Below are 15,869 nucleotides of genomic sequence, written 5' to 3' on the forward strand. Positions count from 1 at the left end.
GGCCGCACAGCCCGCATCAAACGATCATCTGTGAGCTCGTGACCTCAGGCGACCGGGGCGGGATGGTGGTCGCCCAGGGCACCCCGGAGGAGATCGCCGCCTGCCCGGTGTCGTATACCGGCAAGTTCCTGGGGCCGGTGCTTGAAAAAGGCAAGAAAGAAGTAGGTAAAGCAGGATAGATACCGGCTTACGAGATAGACCAGGCAGCTTTAAGCTGCCTGGCTTCTTTTACTTGCAGTGAGGGTACCTGTGGTTTATTGGAGCTCAGACTTGTCCGGTTTTTTTCCGGCAGTTGCGCTAGCTTTAACGTCAGTGGCTTTGCCGGTGACAACGCTTTCCTCCATGTTTTTTATCGTTTCCCGTATTTTTTGCTGATGATAGCCTGTCAGGGCAAACATGCGGAGGTCGCCGAGAAAATCTAGACCGGCGGGTTCCTTTGTATTGCCACCGTTTTCTTTGGCCGCGGTCGGCTTAGCCGAACTGACGGACGCGGCGCTATCGCCGGCGGCCGCTGGCTTATCTTGGCTGCCGGCGACGGCGTTCTTGTCGGCGGCAGTTTTTGGGTCGTTATCGTCAGTCTTTTTGGCGGAGGTCTGGCCGACCAAAACCTTCATGTTTTTACCGATTACTATATAGGTGTATATAATATCGCCTGACTGAACGGTGACAAACTTCCAACCGCCCGCGTTGCCGCCCGCATCCTGTGAGGATTGATTTGCCGATTGCCCGTATGCGGCCTGATTTTTTGTCAATGCTGTAACCCCGGAAAGATCCATGCAGATATCATCTCCTGAAAATGAAAATAACTTCTCTAATTAATATCGTAATTTCCAATAATTTCTTTAATGGATATTAAAACTGACGGCGTATTTGACTTCGGCAGCCGAACGATCGCCCGGTGCACCCCGGAGGAAATTGCCGCCTGCCCGGTGTCGTACACCGGCAAGTTCCTGGGGCCGGTGTTAGAGAAGGGGAAGAAGACTACGAAGAAAAGCAAGGCTGTATAATAAAAGGCTACCGGCGCCGGGGTGGCGCGGGTAGCCTTTTATGGTTTTGTGGGGCTTATTAATTCGGGGCACGTTTAGCCGGCCCCGATTCGCCTTGCCTAGCGGCCGGGCCGTAGGCGCGGGGCTCCGATCCTCCGGGCGAACGCGCCATAAGGCTTGCGCCGCGCGCCCGCGGGCACCGTTGTCAACTGACGTCCATGTCAGTAGACTCCTCGCTCGGCCGTCCATGGCCTCGCGTTCTGCGGCGCTGCTCTGCTTCGCCAACGGCGCGGGAACAGCCTCCGCAAAGTCGCCCTGCACCTACGTCCCGGACGCTCGCTTGCCCATAGCCTCTTTTCTTTGGGAGACGGAAGCCCGTGGCGGAGACGTATGTTTTCCAGTCGCCGGATCGTTGTTTGAGCTCAATTTCCAGGGCAAACGAACTAAGTTTCATGGAAATTAATGTAAATTAAGCAGGAGTTTGGGAAGTGACGGCGGAATATGTTATGCTGATAAAACCTTTTACAAGGAGCTGACTATGTTTTGCCGAGAATGTTTGTCATTTGTATCCTGACTGTCGCGCTGCTGGCCACTTGTCCCGTGCCAGCTCTGGCCGACACTAACCTGCTGGACGATGACCAACCTGCTGCAAAGCCAGTGGTGGCTACGATTTACATCAACAATGCCAAAACCACCTATGACGACGAAATTACCGTCAAGCTAACCGAGCGCTTCAACGCTAAACTTACGAGATATGATATCCGTAAAGGCGACAGGTATGTGGAAAAACTGGATAAACAGGGGGTAACCGATATCTCTGTGGCCGAACGCGCCGATATTCTCAAGGCGTTTGAAGGCGAGGGCGTGGACTACGTCGTATATGCAGAAGTGCAGCCGCCGATCCTGAACGAATGGGTAGCGGTTTTCAACGCGGGATACAAGGTCACCGTCATTGTCCCTGTGAAGATTCTCAATGTCAAAGCAGGAAGATATATTTATAACGGCAAGTTTACGGAGCAAGCGGACAACAGCGCCGTGATCGGCGGTGTTGGCACGAAAGCGGCGGTAATGACAGCATTGGATCAGATTTTGGCGAAGACGGATGAGGTTTTGGTCAACAGGCTGCCAATAATAAATAAATGATTAAAACAAGCCCGTTTTTTAAAAAATCGGGCTTGTTTTAACAATTCGGGAAAATTTGTAAAAAAAGAAACAAAAAAAGAGGAATGAGGGGCGGAGCAAGGAATTAATGAAATGTTAAATTTTGCAAAGGGGTTGACTGTGCTTGCAGAAAAAGCTGGTTGTTTGCTGCCTAGCGATCGTGTTCCTTGTACTCTCTTCTATTCCCGCCTCCGCCGAGATAGTTTTGCTGCCAAAGGAAGAAACGGGACCCAAACCAGTAGTGGCAACTATTTACATCAACAACGCCAAGGCCACTTATGACGACGAGATTATCGCCAAACTGACCGAACGTTTTAATGCCAAGCTAAAAACGTACGAGATCCGCAAAGGCGACAAATATGTTGAAAAGTTGCATAAGATGGGAGTGACAGATATAACCACCGCCGAACGCACCGACATTCTTCAGGCGTTCGAGGGGGAGAATGTCGACTACGTAGTGTACGCAGAAGTACAGCCGCCCATCCTAAAACACTGGATGTCTCTTTTCAACCAGGGTTACGCAGCCACCGTCACCATTCCTGTCAAGATCATCGATGTCAAAGGCAGCAAATATATATACAACGGCAAATTCACGGAGCAAGCCGACAACAGCGCGGTCATCGGGGGTGTCGGTACTAAATCCGCCGTTATGAAGGCGATGGACAAGATCTTCGTAAAAACTGACGAGCTTTTGGTGAGCAGAATGCCAATGAATAAGTAATTATAACAGAACAGGCACGGCCTTCGCGGTTCGGGCCTGTTTTTTTGTAAAGTATATTGTTTGCAGGGCTTTTATTGGCATTGCGGAAAAGAATCATATGAAGCAAGTACAGGTTGGAGGTCATCAATTTGGATTTAAAGCAATGGGTCGCCGGCGAGGTTCACAGGTGCTATTGGGAGGATAACGTCAACTGCGCGCGGACGGTGCTGGCGATATTGGCGGAGTTGGGCGGGCAGACCCTCCACCCGCAGGTGGTGGCGGCGGCCACGGGGATGCACGGCGCGGGCGGGTTCCGGGCCCAGTGCGGGCTGGTGGAGGGCGCCCTGATGTATATCGGCATCGCCGGGGCGGAGCGCGGCCTGAACGACGAGGAGGTCGGCGACCGCTGCCGCGAATTCGCCGAGGAGTTCACCGCGGCGTTCGGCAGCCTGCTGTGCCGCGAGCTGAGGCCGGAAGGCTTCGCTGACGACCTACCTACCCATCTGTGCGAGCCGCGCAGCGTGGACGCGGCGATGTTCGCCGTGGAGTTTATGCGGGCGAAGGGCCTTATCCGCGGCTAGCCGCGCAGGGGGATGCACAATGACTGATATCGATTTCGTTACCATGAATGACACGGAGGCATGGCTGGCGCTCGCCCGGGAGGTGGAGCCGCTGTTCGGGCCGATGGCCGGGGAGGCGGGTTTTATCCAGGCCGTGGAAGAGATAATCGCGGCGAGGAAGGCTTATTGCGTCCGCGACCGGGAGGGCCTGGCGGGGGGTGTCGCGGTCTCCGGCAACGCGATCGAATGGCTGGCCGTTGCTGCGCGGGCGCGGGGGAAGGGCTACGGCCGGGCGCTACTGGCCTTCGCCCTGGAAAAGTGCGACCCTGCGCTGGCGGTGACGGTGCAGACTTTCGACGCTTCGTGCCCCGAGGGCGCGGCGGCGCGGCAGCTGTACACGGACGCCGGGTTCGTTGAGACCGAGAAAGCGGGGCCTAATCCGGCCGGCGTGGGGACGGTCATGATGAGGCGCTCATCGGCGGGAAAGGGAGACCGGGGCGGCGTGGGGCAAACCCGATGCCCCGCAGGACGGCATGAGGAAAAACCGGGGGTGCGAAAGTGAGAAACCTCGCGCGGTTGGTCTGCGCAACGCTGATAATGGCTTTTATGTCCGCGCCGGGGGTGGCGGCGGCGTGTACGCTGTGGGCGGGAGCGGGCGAAAGCGTCGCCGGGGGCGGCACGCTCATCGCGAAGAACCGGGACTGGGCGCCGGATCACCAGCAGCAAATCCGCCTCATTACTCCGAAGCGCGGTTACCGGCTGATAGCCCTGTACGCTGTGGGCAACAGGCACGAGGGCACGAAGGCCGGCATCAACGAGAAAGGCCTTGTGGCGGTGAGCGCTTCGCCGCCCAGGCATCTGGCGGCGCGGGAAAACTATCAGGGCAAAACCAGCATGCGGACGATGCTGACCCGCTACGACAGCGTAGCCGCCGCGCTTGAGGCCCTCGACAGGGGCGAATGGGTCTGCGGGCCGGAGTACCTGATGCTGGCGGACGGCAAAGAGGTGGCCTGTATCGAGTTCGCGGCCGGCGGGGCTTACGAGGTCGTCGCCCGCACCGCCGCGGGCGTGGCTTTCCATACCAATCATTACCTGGCTCCGCGATTGGCGGACCTGAACAAGGGCAAGCTGGCGAGCAGCATGAAAAGGTGCGCCAGGATCGAAGAACTGCTGGCGGATAAGGCGGTCCACGATACCGACGATTTCCGGCGCTATAGCGCCGACAGCGTCCTGTGGCGGACAGGGGATGCTCCGGCCGCCGCCCGGACGCTCGCGTCCTGGATTATCAGGCAGCCGCGGGACGGCAGCGCTATCCTGTATCTGAAGATGGCCAATCCGGGCATGCCGGTTGCCGAGTATGAGTTCGCCGTGGACGACCTGTTCGCCGGCAGGGTGGATCTGGCGCGGATCGAATGAGACCGCTTCCCCGACGGAGGCGGCCTGTTCCATCCCTTGCGCCGGGGACCTATTGGGGCTATACTTGAAGTTGCAATCATCAATCTCATACGTCAGGGGAATATACGGGCATGAGCATTAAGAGGCTTTTCATAGCGTTGGCGCTGTTCGTGGCGGCGGTCGGGGCGGCGTTGTATTTGACGGCACCCGCGAAGCAGGACGGCGGGGCGGCCAGGGACGGCTACGCCGTGTACGAGAACGAGACTTATGGTTTGAAGGCCGAGTACCCAGCGGCGTGGCGGACGCTCGAGGACGTGCCGGGGGTGGCCGTGGTCTTTCATTCGCCGCCGGAGTCGGCCGAGGATAAGTACAACGACAATGTCAATATCATCGTCGAGGATGTGTCCGGCAAGCCCGGAACTACCGCGGAAGCGTACGTGGAGCGAGGCGTAGCCGGGCTGCGGGCGTCGCTGGACGATTTCCGCCTGCTCGGCAACAAGCCAGGCGCCGTTTCCGGCCGGCCGGCGAGGCTGCTGGAGTACACGGGCCGGCGGGGGGAGTTCCGCCTTCATTTCCTGCAGGCGGTGACGGTCGTGGGCGGCAACGCCTATTTGGTTACGTATGTCGCCGAGGAAGACAAGTACGCGCAGTTTTTGCCGCTGGCGAAGAGGATTTTCGCGTCGGTGGCGATAAAGTGAGGCCGCCGCGCCGGGACGACGCGGGCGGCCTTTCCATATTGCGGACGGGGGGCAAAACGGGCTATACTAGAAGCAGCGGTTTTCGTTATCTTGCTACAGGAGGGTTTATATGAGGAAGCTCTTTACCGCCTTGCTGCTGGCCGCGATGCTGGCGCTGCCCATAGCGGCGTCGGCCGCTCCCGCGGATGCGGGCGCGAAATCGGCGCAGGGGGCGTTCGCCGTGTACGGCAACAAGGATTATGGTTTTCAGGCGCAGTATCCCGCGGGGTGGCAGGTGATCGAGGGGGCCGCGGAGACGGTCGTCGCTTTCCATTCGCCGCTGACGGCGGCCGGCGACCGGTTCAGCGAGAATGTGAATGTGATCGTGGAGGACCTGGCCGCGCATCCCGGCCTGACGCTCGACGGCTATGAGAAGCTCGGCCTGGCCAACCTGGCGGCGTTTATGCCGGAGCTTGCCGTGAAGGAGCGGCGCGCGGGCACCCTTGCCGGCCGCGCGGCGAAGCTGGTGGAGTTCACGTGCCGTCAGGACGCTTACCGCCTTCATGTGCTGCAGATGATGACGATCGCGAACGGCAGGGCCTATGTTGCGACCTACACCGCCGAGGAGACGGAGTACGGGCGTTTTCTGCCGGCGGCACGGAAGATAATGGCGTCGCTGACGATTAAGTGAGCCCGGAAAGGATGGCGGGACGATGAGTGAGCCGGCGGGGGCGATTTTCCGCGAGGAGCAGCGGTTTCGCCAGCTGTGGCTGTGGCTGGTGGTCGCAGCTACGGCGGGGATCACGTGGTATGGGTTTGTGGGCCAGGTGTTTATGGGGCGCCCGTTCGGCGACAGGCCGGCTTCGGATGGGGCGCTGACGGTTATCTGGCTGTTGTTCGGCATCGGCTTGCCGGTGTTTTTCCGCCTGTTGCGGCTGGTGACGGTGGTTAGCCCGGCGGGGGTGCACTTCCGGTTCGCGCCGTTCCATTTTTCCTTCCGGGCGCTGCCGCCGGCGGATATTCGCTCGTACGAGGCGCGTACTTACCGCCCGCTGCTGGAGTACGGCGGCTGGGGCATCCGCTCGGGCCGGGGCGGCGACGCGTATAACGTGAGCGGCGACAGGGGTGTGCAGTTCGTGCTGGCGGGCGGCCGGCGGGTGCTGATCGGGACGCAGCGGCCGGAGGAGTTCGTCGCGGCTCTCGACAAGGTTTTAGGATATTCGAAAACGACCGGCGCACAACGCGCGGATAGTCAAAATGATCCTGACCGGTAAGGGTTGGGGTCTTTTTATATTCCCGGAGGGGAGAACGGCTGATTAATCGCCATTTTTCGCCGGGCGGAGCGGCCGAAGGTGTCGAGAAGGCCGATGTATTGCGACTTGACCGGCTTACAATCTAAAAAGTATAATGAAGTTGTAAGTTGTCGATTATTAGATTGTGAGGTGTGGCTGATGAAAAGGAGAACGCTTGTTATCCTTGCCGTTATATGTGTGGCGGCGCTGCTTTTGGCCGGCTGCGGAGGAAAGCAGGAGCAGAAGCAGGTTACTCTGAAGTTTGCCGATGCCGGTTGGGACAGTATCAAGTTTCATAATGCCGTGGCGATGTTTATCGTCGAGAAGGGCATGGGGTATAAGGCCGAGGAGATGAGCGGCACGACGACGCTGACTTTCCAGGCCTTGAAGAACGGCGATATCGATGTCTATATGGAGGCGTGGACGGACAATCTGGCTACATATGCCGAGGATGTGCGCAAGGGCAGCATCAAGGAGCTGGGGGTGAACTTCGACGATAACGCGCAGGGGCTGTATGTGCCGCGGTATGTGATCGAGGGCGACGCCAAGCGCAATATCAAGCCGCTGGCCCCCGGCCTGAAGACGGTGGAGGATCTGAAGAAGTTCAAGCAGGTGTTCGCCGATCCGGAGGCACCCGGCAAGGGCCGTATTTACGGATCGATCCCCGGCTGGGAAGTGGATAAGATCCTGTATAAGAAGTATGTGAATTACGGTCTGGATAAGGATTTCACTTATTTCCGGCCCGGTTCGGACGCCGCGCTGGCGGCCGCTTTCGCTACGGCTTACCAGAAGGGCGAGCCGATTGTGGGCTATTACTGGGAGCCGACGTGGCTGACCGGCAAGTATGAGCTGGTGAGGCTGCAGGATACGCCGTACAATAAGGATACTTTCAAGGAGGGCAAGGGCGATTTCCCGGCTGTGAGGGTGACGGTGTGCGCCGCCAAGGATATCGAGCAGAAGGCGCCGGACGCGGCCGCGTTCCTGAAGAAGTACCGGACTTCGAGCAAGCTGACGGCGAAAGCGCTGGCGTATATGTCGACGAATAAGGCCAGTTACCGGGATACGGCGAAATGGTTCCTGAAGAATAACGAGGCTGTCTGGACGAAGTGGGTGACGGCCCAGCAGGCGGAAAAAGTGAAAGCGGCGCTGAAATAGGCGGGATGATGTTATGAATTGGCTCTGGGAATTCCCTGCGGGGATGTATTTCGATATCGGCACGCCGATCGAGAATGCCGTCATTTATCTGAGTACCAATTTCGGGTCTGCTTTCGATTTCGCCAAGGCGGCGCTGCAGGGGTTCACCCAGGGCGTCCATGCGGTGGTGTCGTTCGTGCCCTGGTGGCTGACGATCGCGGCGGTGGGCGTGTGGGGCTGGAAGTCGAGCGGCCGTCCGTCCCGGGGGGCGCTGTACGCGGCGCTGCTGCTGGCGGTGGGCCTGATGGGGCTGTGGTCGCTGATGCTTGAGACCATTTCGCTGGTGATGGCCTCGGTGATTATTTCGCTGCTGATCGGGCTGCCGGTGGGCGTGGCCGTGTCAGGGAGCGACCGGGCCAACGAGGGGCTGCGCCCCGTGCTGGACGCGATGCAGACGATGCCGACGTTCGTTTACCTGATCCCGGCGGTGATGTTTTTCGGGCTCGGGCAGGCGCCGGCGGTGATCGCGACGACGATTTACGCCGTGCCGCCCGTTATCCGCCTGACCAGCCACGCCATCAGGCAGGTGGACGCGGAGGTGGTGGAGGCGGCCCGGTCCTTCGGCTCGACGTGGGGGCAGGTGCTGTTCAAGGTGCAGATTCCGCAGGCGCTGCCGACGATTATGACCGGGGTGAATCAGACGATCATGATGGCGGTGGCGATGGTGGTCACGTGTTCGATGATCGGCGCGAAGGGGCTGGGCATGGAGGTGCTGATCGGCATCAACCGCCTGGAGCTGGGGCGCGGGTTTACCGCCGGGGCGGCGATAGTGATCGTGGCGATTATTATCGACCGGCTGACTCAGAATTGGTCTGATGCGAAAAAGGGATGAGGTAATGCCTGTTGAATGAGATTTTGCGGGTGGAGCATCTGACGATGCTGTTCGGGGCCAATGCGCCCGCGGCGCTCAAGAGCCTGCAGAAGGGCGCGGAGAAGGACGAGATCCTGAAAAAGACCGGGGTGGCGGTCGGTGTTTATGATGTCAATTTTTCGATTTCGCAGGGGGAGATATTCGTCATTATCGGGTTGTCGGGCAGCGGTAAGTCGACCGTCGTCCGCTGCCTGAACCTGCTGAATCAGCCCACCCACGGGTCGGTGTTTTTCAAGGGGCAGGATATTACCAAGTTCGACAGCCGTCAGTTGATGGAGTACCGCCGGACGAATATCGCCATGGTGTTCCAGAGCTTCGGGCTGATGAGCCATCGCAACGTGCTGGGCAATGTGGTGTACGGGCTGGAGGTCCGGGGAACGCCGAAGGCGGAGCGCGAGCGGCGGGCCCGGGAGATGATCGAGATGGTCGGGCTGACGGGCTGGGAGGACCGGCCGATTACCGCGCTGAGCGGCGGTATGCGCCAGCGGGTCGGGCTGGCCCGCGCTCTGGCGAACGATCCCGATGTTTTGTTGATGGATGAGCCGTTTTCGGCGCTGGACCCGATCATCAGGCGGGATATGCAGTTCGAGCTGCTGAGCATCCAGAAGAAGGTGCGCAAGACGATCGTTTTTATCACCCACGATATCAACGAGGCTTTCAAGCTGGGCAACCGCGTGGCGATCATGAAGGATGGCCGCCTGGTGCAGGTGGGCACGCCGGAGGAGGTGCTGGAGAATCCGGTGGACGCCTATGTGGAGAAGTTCATCAGCGATATCGACAGGACGAAGATTCTGTCGGTGCGCAATGTGATGAGCGCACCGTCGGCGATCGTGAAGAAGGGCGACGGCTGGCATGTGGCGATGGGCCAGATGCGGTCGAACGGCGTTTCGAGCGTTTATATGGTGGATGACGATATGCGGCTGCTGGGGCTGCTGACGCTCGACGGGGCAATGCAGGTGCGCAGCGGCGCGGTCAGTATCGAGGAGGCGGTGATCCGGGAGATTCCGCTGACGACGGCCGAGACGTCTTTGCAGGAGCTTATGCCGGTGGCGGCCGAGGCGAAGTATCCGATCGCGGTGATCGATGACCAGCAGCAGCTTGTCGGCATCGTTACCAAGGCGGCGGTCCTTTCCTCCCTGGCGGGATGACCGGTTTGCGCCTCATCCGGGAGTAAATAAAATAACGGCCCGAATCCGTTTTTGGATTCGGGCCGTTTCGTGTTTGTGGGAGGCGGTCAGCCCACCTGCTCGGCGGTGCCGGCGGCGACCTGGTCGCGGAGGACGCGTTTGAGTATTTTGCCGGTCTGGTTTTTGGGGAGGGCGTCGAGGACGATGTAGTCGCGGGGTAGTTTGTAGGCGGCGAGGTTGGCCGCGAGGTAGTCGCGGACGGCTTTTTTGTCGAGGGTGTGCCCGTCGGCGAGGACGAGGTAGGCCCTGACCGCCTGGCCGCGCAGTTCGTCGGGGACGCCGATGACGGCGGCCTCGGCGACGCCGGGGTAGGCGTAGAGCAGTTCCTCGATTTCGCGGGGGTAGACGTTTTCGCCGTTGGCTATTATGAGGTCTTTGAGGCGGTCGACGATGTAGAAGTACCACTCGGTGTCGCGGTAGGCGAGGTCGCCGGTGTGGAGCCAGCCGTCGCGCAGGGCGACCGAGGTTTCGAGCGGCAGGTTGTGGTAGCCCTGCATTACGCTCGGCCCTTTGACGATGATTTCGCCGACGGTGCCGGGGGCGACGGGTTCGCCTTTCGGGCCGGCGATTCTGACTTCGAGGCCGGGCAGGGGCTTGCCGATCGAGTAGTATTTGGTTTTGTCGGGCGGGTTGAGGGTGACGACGGGCGAGGCTTCGGAGAGGCCGTAGCCTTCGATGATGGGACGGCCGTATTTTTCCCGGAACTGCCGGGCGATTTTCTCTGGTAGGGGGGCGCCGCCGGACACGAAGAAGCGGATTCCGGCCAGGTCGTCGGCTTCGCCGGCGCGGGCGAGGAGGTTGTACATGGGGGGGACGCCGTACATGACGGTGACGCCGTGTTGTTTGACGGCGGCGATGGTTTCCTTGGGGGTGAAGCCGTCGAGGACGGTGATGGAGGCGCCGCAGAGGAGCGGGTTGAGGACGGCGCAGGTCCAGGCGAAGCAGTGGTACATGGGCAGGACGCAGAGGACGTTGTCGGCGGCGTCTATGGGCAGCGCTTCGCGGAAGGCGGCGGCGTTGCTGACGAGGTTGCCGTGGGTGAGGACCGCGCCTTTGGGGTTGCCGGTGGTGCCGGAGGTATAGATGATGACGCAGGGGCTGTCTTCCCCGAGGGTTGCGTCGATGTCGGGGGCGGGGGGGAAGGTTTCGGCGGCCAGCCGCGCCTTGAGGGCGGGGATGGCGTACTGGGCGAGTTCGCCCTGGTAGCCGCAGCGGTCGAGTTCGGCGCCGAGGCTGAGGGTTTCGGCGGTGATGAGGTGCCGTATGCGGGCGTCGTTGATGATGTAGGCTATTTCCCTGGCGGTGAGCTGGAAGTTGAGCGGCACGACCACGGCGCCGAGGCTTACGACGGCCATGTAGGCGTAGACGAATTCGGCCGCGTTGCGGGAGATGAGGCCGACGTTGTCGCCGGCTTTTACGCCGGCGTGGTGGAGAAAGGCGCGGTAGGCGGCAACCTCGGCGCGGAACCGCCCGTAGGCGACGGTTTCTTTGCCGTGGAAGGCGATGCAGTCGTCCGTTCCCCGGGAGATCAGTTGGTGTAGAAGCATCCTAAACCCCCTTGTGTTTTTTGCACAGACGTATGTGGGTATTGTATCCTAAATCGCCTGATTTGTCACGCGAGTGTGCGGTGAGCTAATTTTCCGGCGCGTTGACAGGAAAATCCTGTTATTGGTCGAAGTAGGAGGAAAAATACGTGAGGGGGTTATCGACATGGCGAAATACGACGAGCAGCTTTCTTATCTGCAGAAGCCCAATCCGGAGGAGGTGCCGGCGGAGCTGCAGGAGGTTTTCGACAAGTTCACCGATTTTCAGGAGAAGAACTGGGGCTTTATCAATAATCTCTTCAAGGTGCTGCCGCTCAACGCGCATCAGTACAAGGGTTTCCTCGATTTCAAGGCGTCGCTGTTCACCCCGGAGACGTGCTATCTGTCGAACGCGGATAAGGAAATGATGGGGCTGGTGGTGTCGGCGACGAATAACTGCGCGTATTGCCTGACAACCCATACCGACGCTCTGCGCGGGATGGTGGACGATCCGGCCTGGGTGGATACGCTGAGTTATAACTACCGGTCGGCCAAGCTGACGCCGAAGCAGCGCGCCCTGTGCGATTACGCCTTTTTCGTGACCGCTTATCCGCAGGAGATCGACACCGATCAGGTCGACAAGCTTCGGGCGGTGGGCTTCACCGATCACGAGATCCTGGAGGCGGCGTACGTGGCAGGGTTCTTTAACTATACGAACCGCTGGGTGAGTACGATCAAGCCGGTGGCTAACCGCGGCCATTTCAGCCATAACCGCTAGGAGAAGGAGGGAGGAATTGATATGACAAGAAAAGCTTACAGCGCGGCGGGGGCTGCTACGGTGGGGCCGTATTCGCACGCGGTGGCGGCGGCCGGCGAGCTTGTTTACCTTTCGGGGCAGACGCCGCTCGACCCGAAGACGGGCAAGCTGGTGGAAGGCGACGTGGGCGTCCAGACGGCGCAGTGCTTCGAGAATCTGGCGAATGTGCTGGCGGCTGCCGGACTGACGCTGGACGATGTTGTGAAGGTCAACGTCTTTCTGACCGATATCGGCGATTTCGCGGCGATGAACGCGGTGTACGCGACGAAGTTCGCGGCTCCCTATCCGGCGCGGTCGACGGTCGGCGTGGCTGCTTTGCCCCTCGGGGCGCGGGTGGAGATCGAGATGATCGCCCGCCGGGGCTAAAGCGGCAGGGACTTTTCTCTGACGATAGGGAAACTGATGACAGCACAATACGGGTAGGAGCTGGCGCATACATATGTTGCAGGATGATGGGCAGAGCGCCTGGCAGTTGCGGGTGCGCGAGCTGGAGCGGCGGCGGTGGCTGGTATGGGTGCCGGTGGCGCTGGCCTTTTTGGCCGCGTATTTCCACCGCACCGCGACAGGTGTGGTGGCCGACAGCCTGATGCGCGATTTCGCCATCGAACGGGCGGCCGAACTGGGCGTTCTTTCTTCGATTTATTTTTACACGTACGCGGCGATGCAGTTGCCGGCCGGCATTCTGGCCGATTTCTGGGGACCGCGGCGGACGGTCACGCTGGCGCTGCTGATGGCGGCGGGCGGGGCGGTGCTGTTCGGCGCGAGCGAGAGCATGCCGGCCCTGTACGCCGGGCGGTTTCTGTCGAGCGTGGGGGTCGGGCTGCTGTTCGTCAATCTCGTCAAGATTTACGCCAACTGGTTCCGGCTGCGGGAGTTCGGCACGATGTCGGGGCTGACGGTGCTGGTGGGCAACGCCGGCTCGCTGCTGGCGGCGACGCCGCTGGCGTTCGTGGTCGAGGCGCTGAACTGGCGGGCGGCTTTTTACCTGATCGCCGCTTACTCGCTGGTGATGGCGGCGGCGAGTTGGCTGATCGTCCGCGACCGCCCCGCCGACGTGGGCCTGCCGCCGGTCGCGGCGGTGGAGGAGAGCGAGGGCGTGGCAGCGTCAGGGTCGACGATGACCGGCCAATACAGCGTGGTGGCGTGCATCCGGACGGTGCTGGGCAACCGCTATACCTGGCCGCCGTTCCTGGCGGGAACGCTGGTGTACAGCGTGTTCATGACCTTCCTCGGTGTGTGGGGGGTGCCGTATTTCATGCAGGTGTACGGGATGTCGCGCATTGAGGCGTCGAATTATATGGTGGCGGTCGTGGCCGGGAATATGGTCGGCGGGCCGCTGATCGGCTTTCTGTCGGACCGGCTGGGGTACAGGCGGTGGCCGTACTGCGGCTTCGTGGCGATGTTTTTGGCGGTGTGGCTGACGCTGACGGTGTGGAACGGCGGCAAGCCGCCGGTGGGGGCGCTTTATCCCCTCGTCTTTATGATCGGTGTCGGGATGTCGGCGCTTACGATATCGGTGGCGTGCGCGCGGGAAGTCAATCCGCCGCATGTGGCCGGCATTGCCGCCGGGTTCGTCAACTCGGGACCGTTTATCGGCGCGGCGCTGATGCAGCCGATTTTCGGCTGGGTGCTCGATTTGCACTGGCAAGGAGCGATCGAGAACGGGGTGAAGGTTTACCCCGGCAGTGCCTGGCAGAGCGCGTTCTGGCTGTGCGCGGCGGTGCTGGCCGTGGGGCTGGCGTTGACGCTCTTGATCAGGGAGACGCGCTGCCGGGCGCGAGTCGACTAGCCGGGCGAATCCCCGGCTCGGCCGGGATTCGGGTTATAACGCAGCACTACTTTGTACCGGGGGACTTGCAGTATATCAAACCCGATCACGGTCAGTTCGCCGTTTTTCCGCAGGACATCATTCAGCATTGTAAGCGGCAGGTCCCTCCCGGAGACGGGAGCGGGCCCGGCCGCCACTGCCGATAGTCTTTGCAGGACTGCTTCTTTTGAGATCCAGTTGCCCATGCTTTGCGGGGTGGCGCTGACCCATTTTTTAACTTTCGGTATCAGCTCCGTAACATCTTTAACCCGGGTTTCCCGGGGATAGTTCAGGTAAATAACCCCGGACATGAATTCTCCGGAAGCGGGGAAGGTCCGATAAAACCGCAAGGAGTTCACGCCTTGCGCGTTTTTTATTGTCCTCAGATCGCTTTCCTGCAATAGCGTAATATTATAGGAACCTAAGTCGACCATTTTTTGAGCAGCTGCACCCCATAAAAACGTCTGACGGTCCTTGGATAATGCCCCGACGACCTCCAGCAGGGACAGCGCGTCGCCCGTGCCGTCCAAGGTTGCCTCCTTTGAGCCCGGATAATAGCAAAAAGCCCCCTCGCTCTCCTGATAGCACTTTTCAAACGTGCTTTGCACCATATTTTCCATGAAGGTTTTTGCCGCTTGTTTGTTTTCCGCCGATACGCCGCTCCAAAGATAATTTGTCAATAGTTTTATACCTTGGTACCTTGCTATTTTCCAGTCATGCACTTCGGCGAGATCGGCATCCTCAGGCATGGGCCGGGAAAGCTTGCGAAGGGTTGTAGCCAGCATTTCGTCTTTATAGCGCAAGGGGAATTCACGGTGGCGATCGGCGCCATTCGGAGCTGCAAATAACTGGACAATTTTATAGGTGGGTCCCAGGTCTCCTTCATTCAGCAGTTCACCGGTATAACGGAGCCGAGGCCCCCAAAAGCCTGTCTTGCTGTCCTGGTTGGCGTAAAACCACTCTAGCAGCGCTTGTTTCCACGCCGGCGAAAAGGTATAGAGGTTGTTTCGTTCCAGTTCGCCGTAGTTGTGATAAAAAGCCGCCATGATGTAATTGGTTTTCGGGAGTTTGGCGCCCAACCACCCTACCGTCGATAGATCGTCCAATACGGCCGTCAGTTTGTGGGGGGTAGCGATTTCGTCGAGGAACTTGAGGGGGTATTTCAACCGCAGGGGCCGACCGGTTTCTTTGGCTAACAGTTCAAGGTGCTGCACGACATTCAGTGTCGGCTCCAGATAATAAAAGGAGGGGTACGCGGGGTCCATAAAACCGCCTGTCTCAGGATTCTGGAGGCTTAAGTAAAAATCCATTTCCACGTTTTTATCGGCGAAGGCCGGCACCTTAATCAACCCTTGCCTGGTTTTCAGCTGGCGGTGCAGGTCGTTAAGCCTGGCAAAGGCGGTAATATAACGGCCCTTGTCGAGGTAATGGGCGCACCCCAGCATCTTGAATTCGAATTCCGCCATGTAGTATCCTTCGGCCTGCAATTGTCCGTTCAGTTTAAACATTTCGGAAATTGCGGCCACGCTGCGGTAGACATAGAAGCCTGCTCCGGCCGCGAATATTGCCGCAATCGTTAAGCCGGCGGCGATTAATCTCTTAACCTGCGTCTTCATTATTATCCTTCTCCTTGGGGGACACGCTGCCACCTCACAAATAATATTCCATATGTGTTATATAACATGTGGAATATTGCCCT

General features: G+C 59.6%; 18 protein-coding genes. 15 read left to right on the forward strand and 3 right to left on the reverse strand.

Annotated features, from left to right (window positions below):
* Positions 1–254: 254 nt before the first annotated feature.
* A complete protein-coding gene (locus Q4T40_22445) occupies positions 255–752 on the reverse strand; it encodes a hypothetical protein (GenBank protein MDT8904003.1) in 498 nt (165 codons plus the stop codon).
* Positions 753–845: 93 nt separating this feature from the next.
* On the opposite strand from Q4T40_22445, the gene Q4T40_22450 reads away from it, so the two are divergent.
* The 12 genes from Q4T40_22450 to Q4T40_22505 all read left to right on the forward strand — a co-directional run bounded on the left by Q4T40_22450 (position 846) and on the right by Q4T40_22505 (position 9,984).
* A complete protein-coding gene (locus Q4T40_22450; GenBank protein ID MDT8904004.1) occupies positions 846–1,007 on the forward strand; it encodes a hypothetical protein in 162 nt (53 codons plus the stop codon).
* 522 nt (positions 1,008–1,529) lie between these two features.
* Entirely contained in the window at positions 1,530–2,129 is a 600-nt protein-coding gene (locus Q4T40_22455) for a hypothetical protein (GenBank protein MDT8904005.1), read from the forward strand.
* A gap of 259 nt (positions 2,130–2,388) precedes the next feature.
* Positions 2,389–2,868, forward strand: coding sequence for a hypothetical protein (locus Q4T40_22460; GenBank protein ID MDT8904006.1), 480 nt, complete (start codon positions 2,389–2,391; stop codon positions 2,866–2,868).
* A gap of 128 nt (positions 2,869–2,996) precedes the next feature.
* Positions 2,997–3,428: a C-GCAxxG-C-C family protein gene (locus tag Q4T40_22465; protein MDT8904007.1), complete on the forward strand. Its 432-nt coding sequence runs from the start codon at positions 2,997–2,999 to the stop codon at positions 3,426–3,428.
* A gap of 19 nt (positions 3,429–3,447) precedes the next feature.
* Positions 3,448–3,969, forward strand: coding sequence for a GNAT family N-acetyltransferase (locus tag Q4T40_22470; protein ID MDT8904008.1), 522 nt, complete (start codon positions 3,448–3,450; stop codon positions 3,967–3,969).
* Positions 3,966–4,823 carry a C45 family autoproteolytic acyltransferase/hydrolase gene (locus Q4T40_22475; protein ID MDT8904009.1) on the forward strand — a complete coding sequence of 286 codons (858 nt, stop codon included), beginning with the start codon at positions 3,966–3,968 and terminating at the stop codon, positions 4,821–4,823. Before Q4T40_22470 ends, Q4T40_22475 begins: the two co-directional genes overlap by 4 nt.
* Before the next feature lie 110 nt (positions 4,824–4,933).
* On the forward strand, positions 4,934–5,500 hold the full coding sequence (locus Q4T40_22480; protein ID MDT8904010.1) for a DcrB-related protein: 567 nt from the start codon (positions 4,934–4,936) through the stop codon (positions 5,498–5,500).
* Positions 5,501–5,609: 109 nt separating this feature from the next.
* A complete protein-coding gene (locus tag Q4T40_22485; protein ID MDT8904011.1) occupies positions 5,610–6,170 on the forward strand; it encodes a PsbP-related protein in 561 nt (186 codons plus the stop codon).
* A 22-nt stretch (positions 6,171–6,192) separates the two neighbouring features.
* On the forward strand, positions 6,193–6,753 hold the full coding sequence (locus Q4T40_22490) for a DUF6141 family protein (GenBank protein MDT8904012.1): 561 nt from the start codon (positions 6,193–6,195) through the stop codon (positions 6,751–6,753).
* A 177-nt stretch (positions 6,754–6,930) separates the two neighbouring features.
* Positions 6,931–7,926 carry an ABC transporter substrate-binding protein gene (locus tag Q4T40_22495; protein MDT8904013.1) on the forward strand — a complete coding sequence of 332 codons (996 nt, stop codon included), beginning with the start codon at positions 6,931–6,933 and terminating at the stop codon, positions 7,924–7,926.
* A gap of 13 nt (positions 7,927–7,939) precedes the next feature.
* The gene (locus Q4T40_22500) at positions 7,940–8,797 is read left to right on the forward strand and encodes an ABC transporter permease subunit (protein MDT8904014.1); all 858 of its coding nucleotides are present in this window, start codon (positions 7,940–7,942) and stop codon (positions 8,795–8,797) included.
* Positions 8,798–8,808: 11 nt separating this feature from the next.
* The gene (locus Q4T40_22505; protein MDT8904015.1) at positions 8,809–9,984 is read left to right on the forward strand and encodes a glycine betaine/L-proline ABC transporter ATP-binding protein; all 1,176 of its coding nucleotides are present in this window, start codon (positions 8,809–8,811) and stop codon (positions 9,982–9,984) included.
* 86 nt (positions 9,985–10,070) lie between these two features.
* Here Q4T40_22505 and Q4T40_22510 read toward each other — a convergent pair whose 3' ends face one another.
* On the reverse strand, positions 10,071–11,570 hold the full coding sequence (locus Q4T40_22510) for a long-chain fatty acid--CoA ligase (GenBank protein MDT8904016.1): 1,500 nt from the start codon (positions 11,568–11,570) through the stop codon (positions 10,071–10,073).
* A 163-nt stretch (positions 11,571–11,733) separates the two neighbouring features.
* Here Q4T40_22510 and Q4T40_22515 point away from each other — a divergent pair, with 163 nt between their 5' ends.
* The 3 genes from Q4T40_22515 (at position 11,734) to Q4T40_22525 (ending at position 14,152) form a co-directional block, all read left to right on the forward strand.
* On the forward strand, positions 11,734–12,324 hold the full coding sequence (locus Q4T40_22515; GenBank protein ID MDT8904017.1) for a peroxidase-related enzyme: 591 nt from the start codon (positions 11,734–11,736) through the stop codon (positions 12,322–12,324).
* Positions 12,325–12,345: 21 nt separating this feature from the next.
* On the forward strand, positions 12,346–12,729 hold the full coding sequence (locus tag Q4T40_22520) for a Rid family detoxifying hydrolase (protein MDT8904018.1): 384 nt from the start codon (positions 12,346–12,348) through the stop codon (positions 12,727–12,729).
* A gap of 73 nt (positions 12,730–12,802) precedes the next feature.
* A complete protein-coding gene (locus Q4T40_22525; GenBank protein ID MDT8904019.1) occupies positions 12,803–14,152 on the forward strand; it encodes an MFS transporter in 1,350 nt (449 codons plus the stop codon).
* Here the strand turns inward: Q4T40_22525 and Q4T40_22530 are convergent.
* On the reverse strand, positions 14,149–15,786 hold the full coding sequence (locus Q4T40_22530; GenBank protein MDT8904020.1) for a hypothetical protein: 1,638 nt from the start codon (positions 15,784–15,786) through the stop codon (positions 14,149–14,151). The two genes, Q4T40_22525 and Q4T40_22530, sit on opposite strands and share 4 nt — an antisense overlap.
* Between the last annotated feature and the right edge of the window lie 83 nt (positions 15,787–15,869).

The sequence above is a fragment of the Selenomonadales bacterium 4137-cl genome (assembly GCA_032334055.1).
Taxonomy (GTDB): Bacteria; Bacillota; Negativicutes; order Sporomusales; family UBA7701; genus Anaeroselena; species Anaeroselena agilis.

Coding starts and splice junctions, on each gene's coding strand:
- Q4T40_22450 (MDT8904004.1), top strand. CDS start 846: ATGGATATTAAAACTGACGGCGTATTTGACTTCGGCAGCCGAACGATC.
- Q4T40_22470 (MDT8904008.1), top strand. CDS start 3,448: ATGACTGATATCGATTTCGTTACCATGAATGACACGGAGGCATGGCTG.
- Q4T40_22480 (MDT8904010.1), top strand. CDS start 4,934: ATGAGCATTAAGAGGCTTTTCATAGCGTTGGCGCTGTTCGTGGCGGCG.
- Q4T40_22485 (MDT8904011.1), top strand. CDS start 5,610: ATGAGGAAGCTCTTTACCGCCTTGCTGCTGGCCGCGATGCTGGCGCTG.
- Q4T40_22490 (MDT8904012.1), top strand. CDS start 6,193: ATGAGTGAGCCGGCGGGGGCGATTTTCCGCGAGGAGCAGCGGTTTCGC.
- Q4T40_22495 (MDT8904013.1), top strand. CDS start 6,931: ATGAAAAGGAGAACGCTTGTTATCCTTGCCGTTATATGTGTGGCGGCG.
- Q4T40_22500 (MDT8904014.1), top strand. CDS start 7,940: ATGAATTGGCTCTGGGAATTCCCTGCGGGGATGTATTTCGATATCGGC.
- Q4T40_22510 (MDT8904016.1), bottom strand. CDS start 11,570: ATGCTTCTACACCAACTGATCTCCCGGGGAACGGACGACTGCATCGCC.
- Q4T40_22515 (MDT8904017.1), top strand. CDS start 11,734: ATGGCGAAATACGACGAGCAGCTTTCTTATCTGCAGAAGCCCAATCCG.
- Q4T40_22520 (MDT8904018.1), top strand. CDS start 12,346: ATGACAAGAAAAGCTTACAGCGCGGCGGGGGCTGCTACGGTGGGGCCG.
- Q4T40_22525 (MDT8904019.1), top strand. CDS start 12,803: ATGTTGCAGGATGATGGGCAGAGCGCCTGGCAGTTGCGGGTGCGCGAG.
- Q4T40_22530 (MDT8904020.1), bottom strand. CDS start 15,786: ATGAAGACGCAGGTTAAGAGATTAATCGCCGCCGGCTTAACGATTGCG.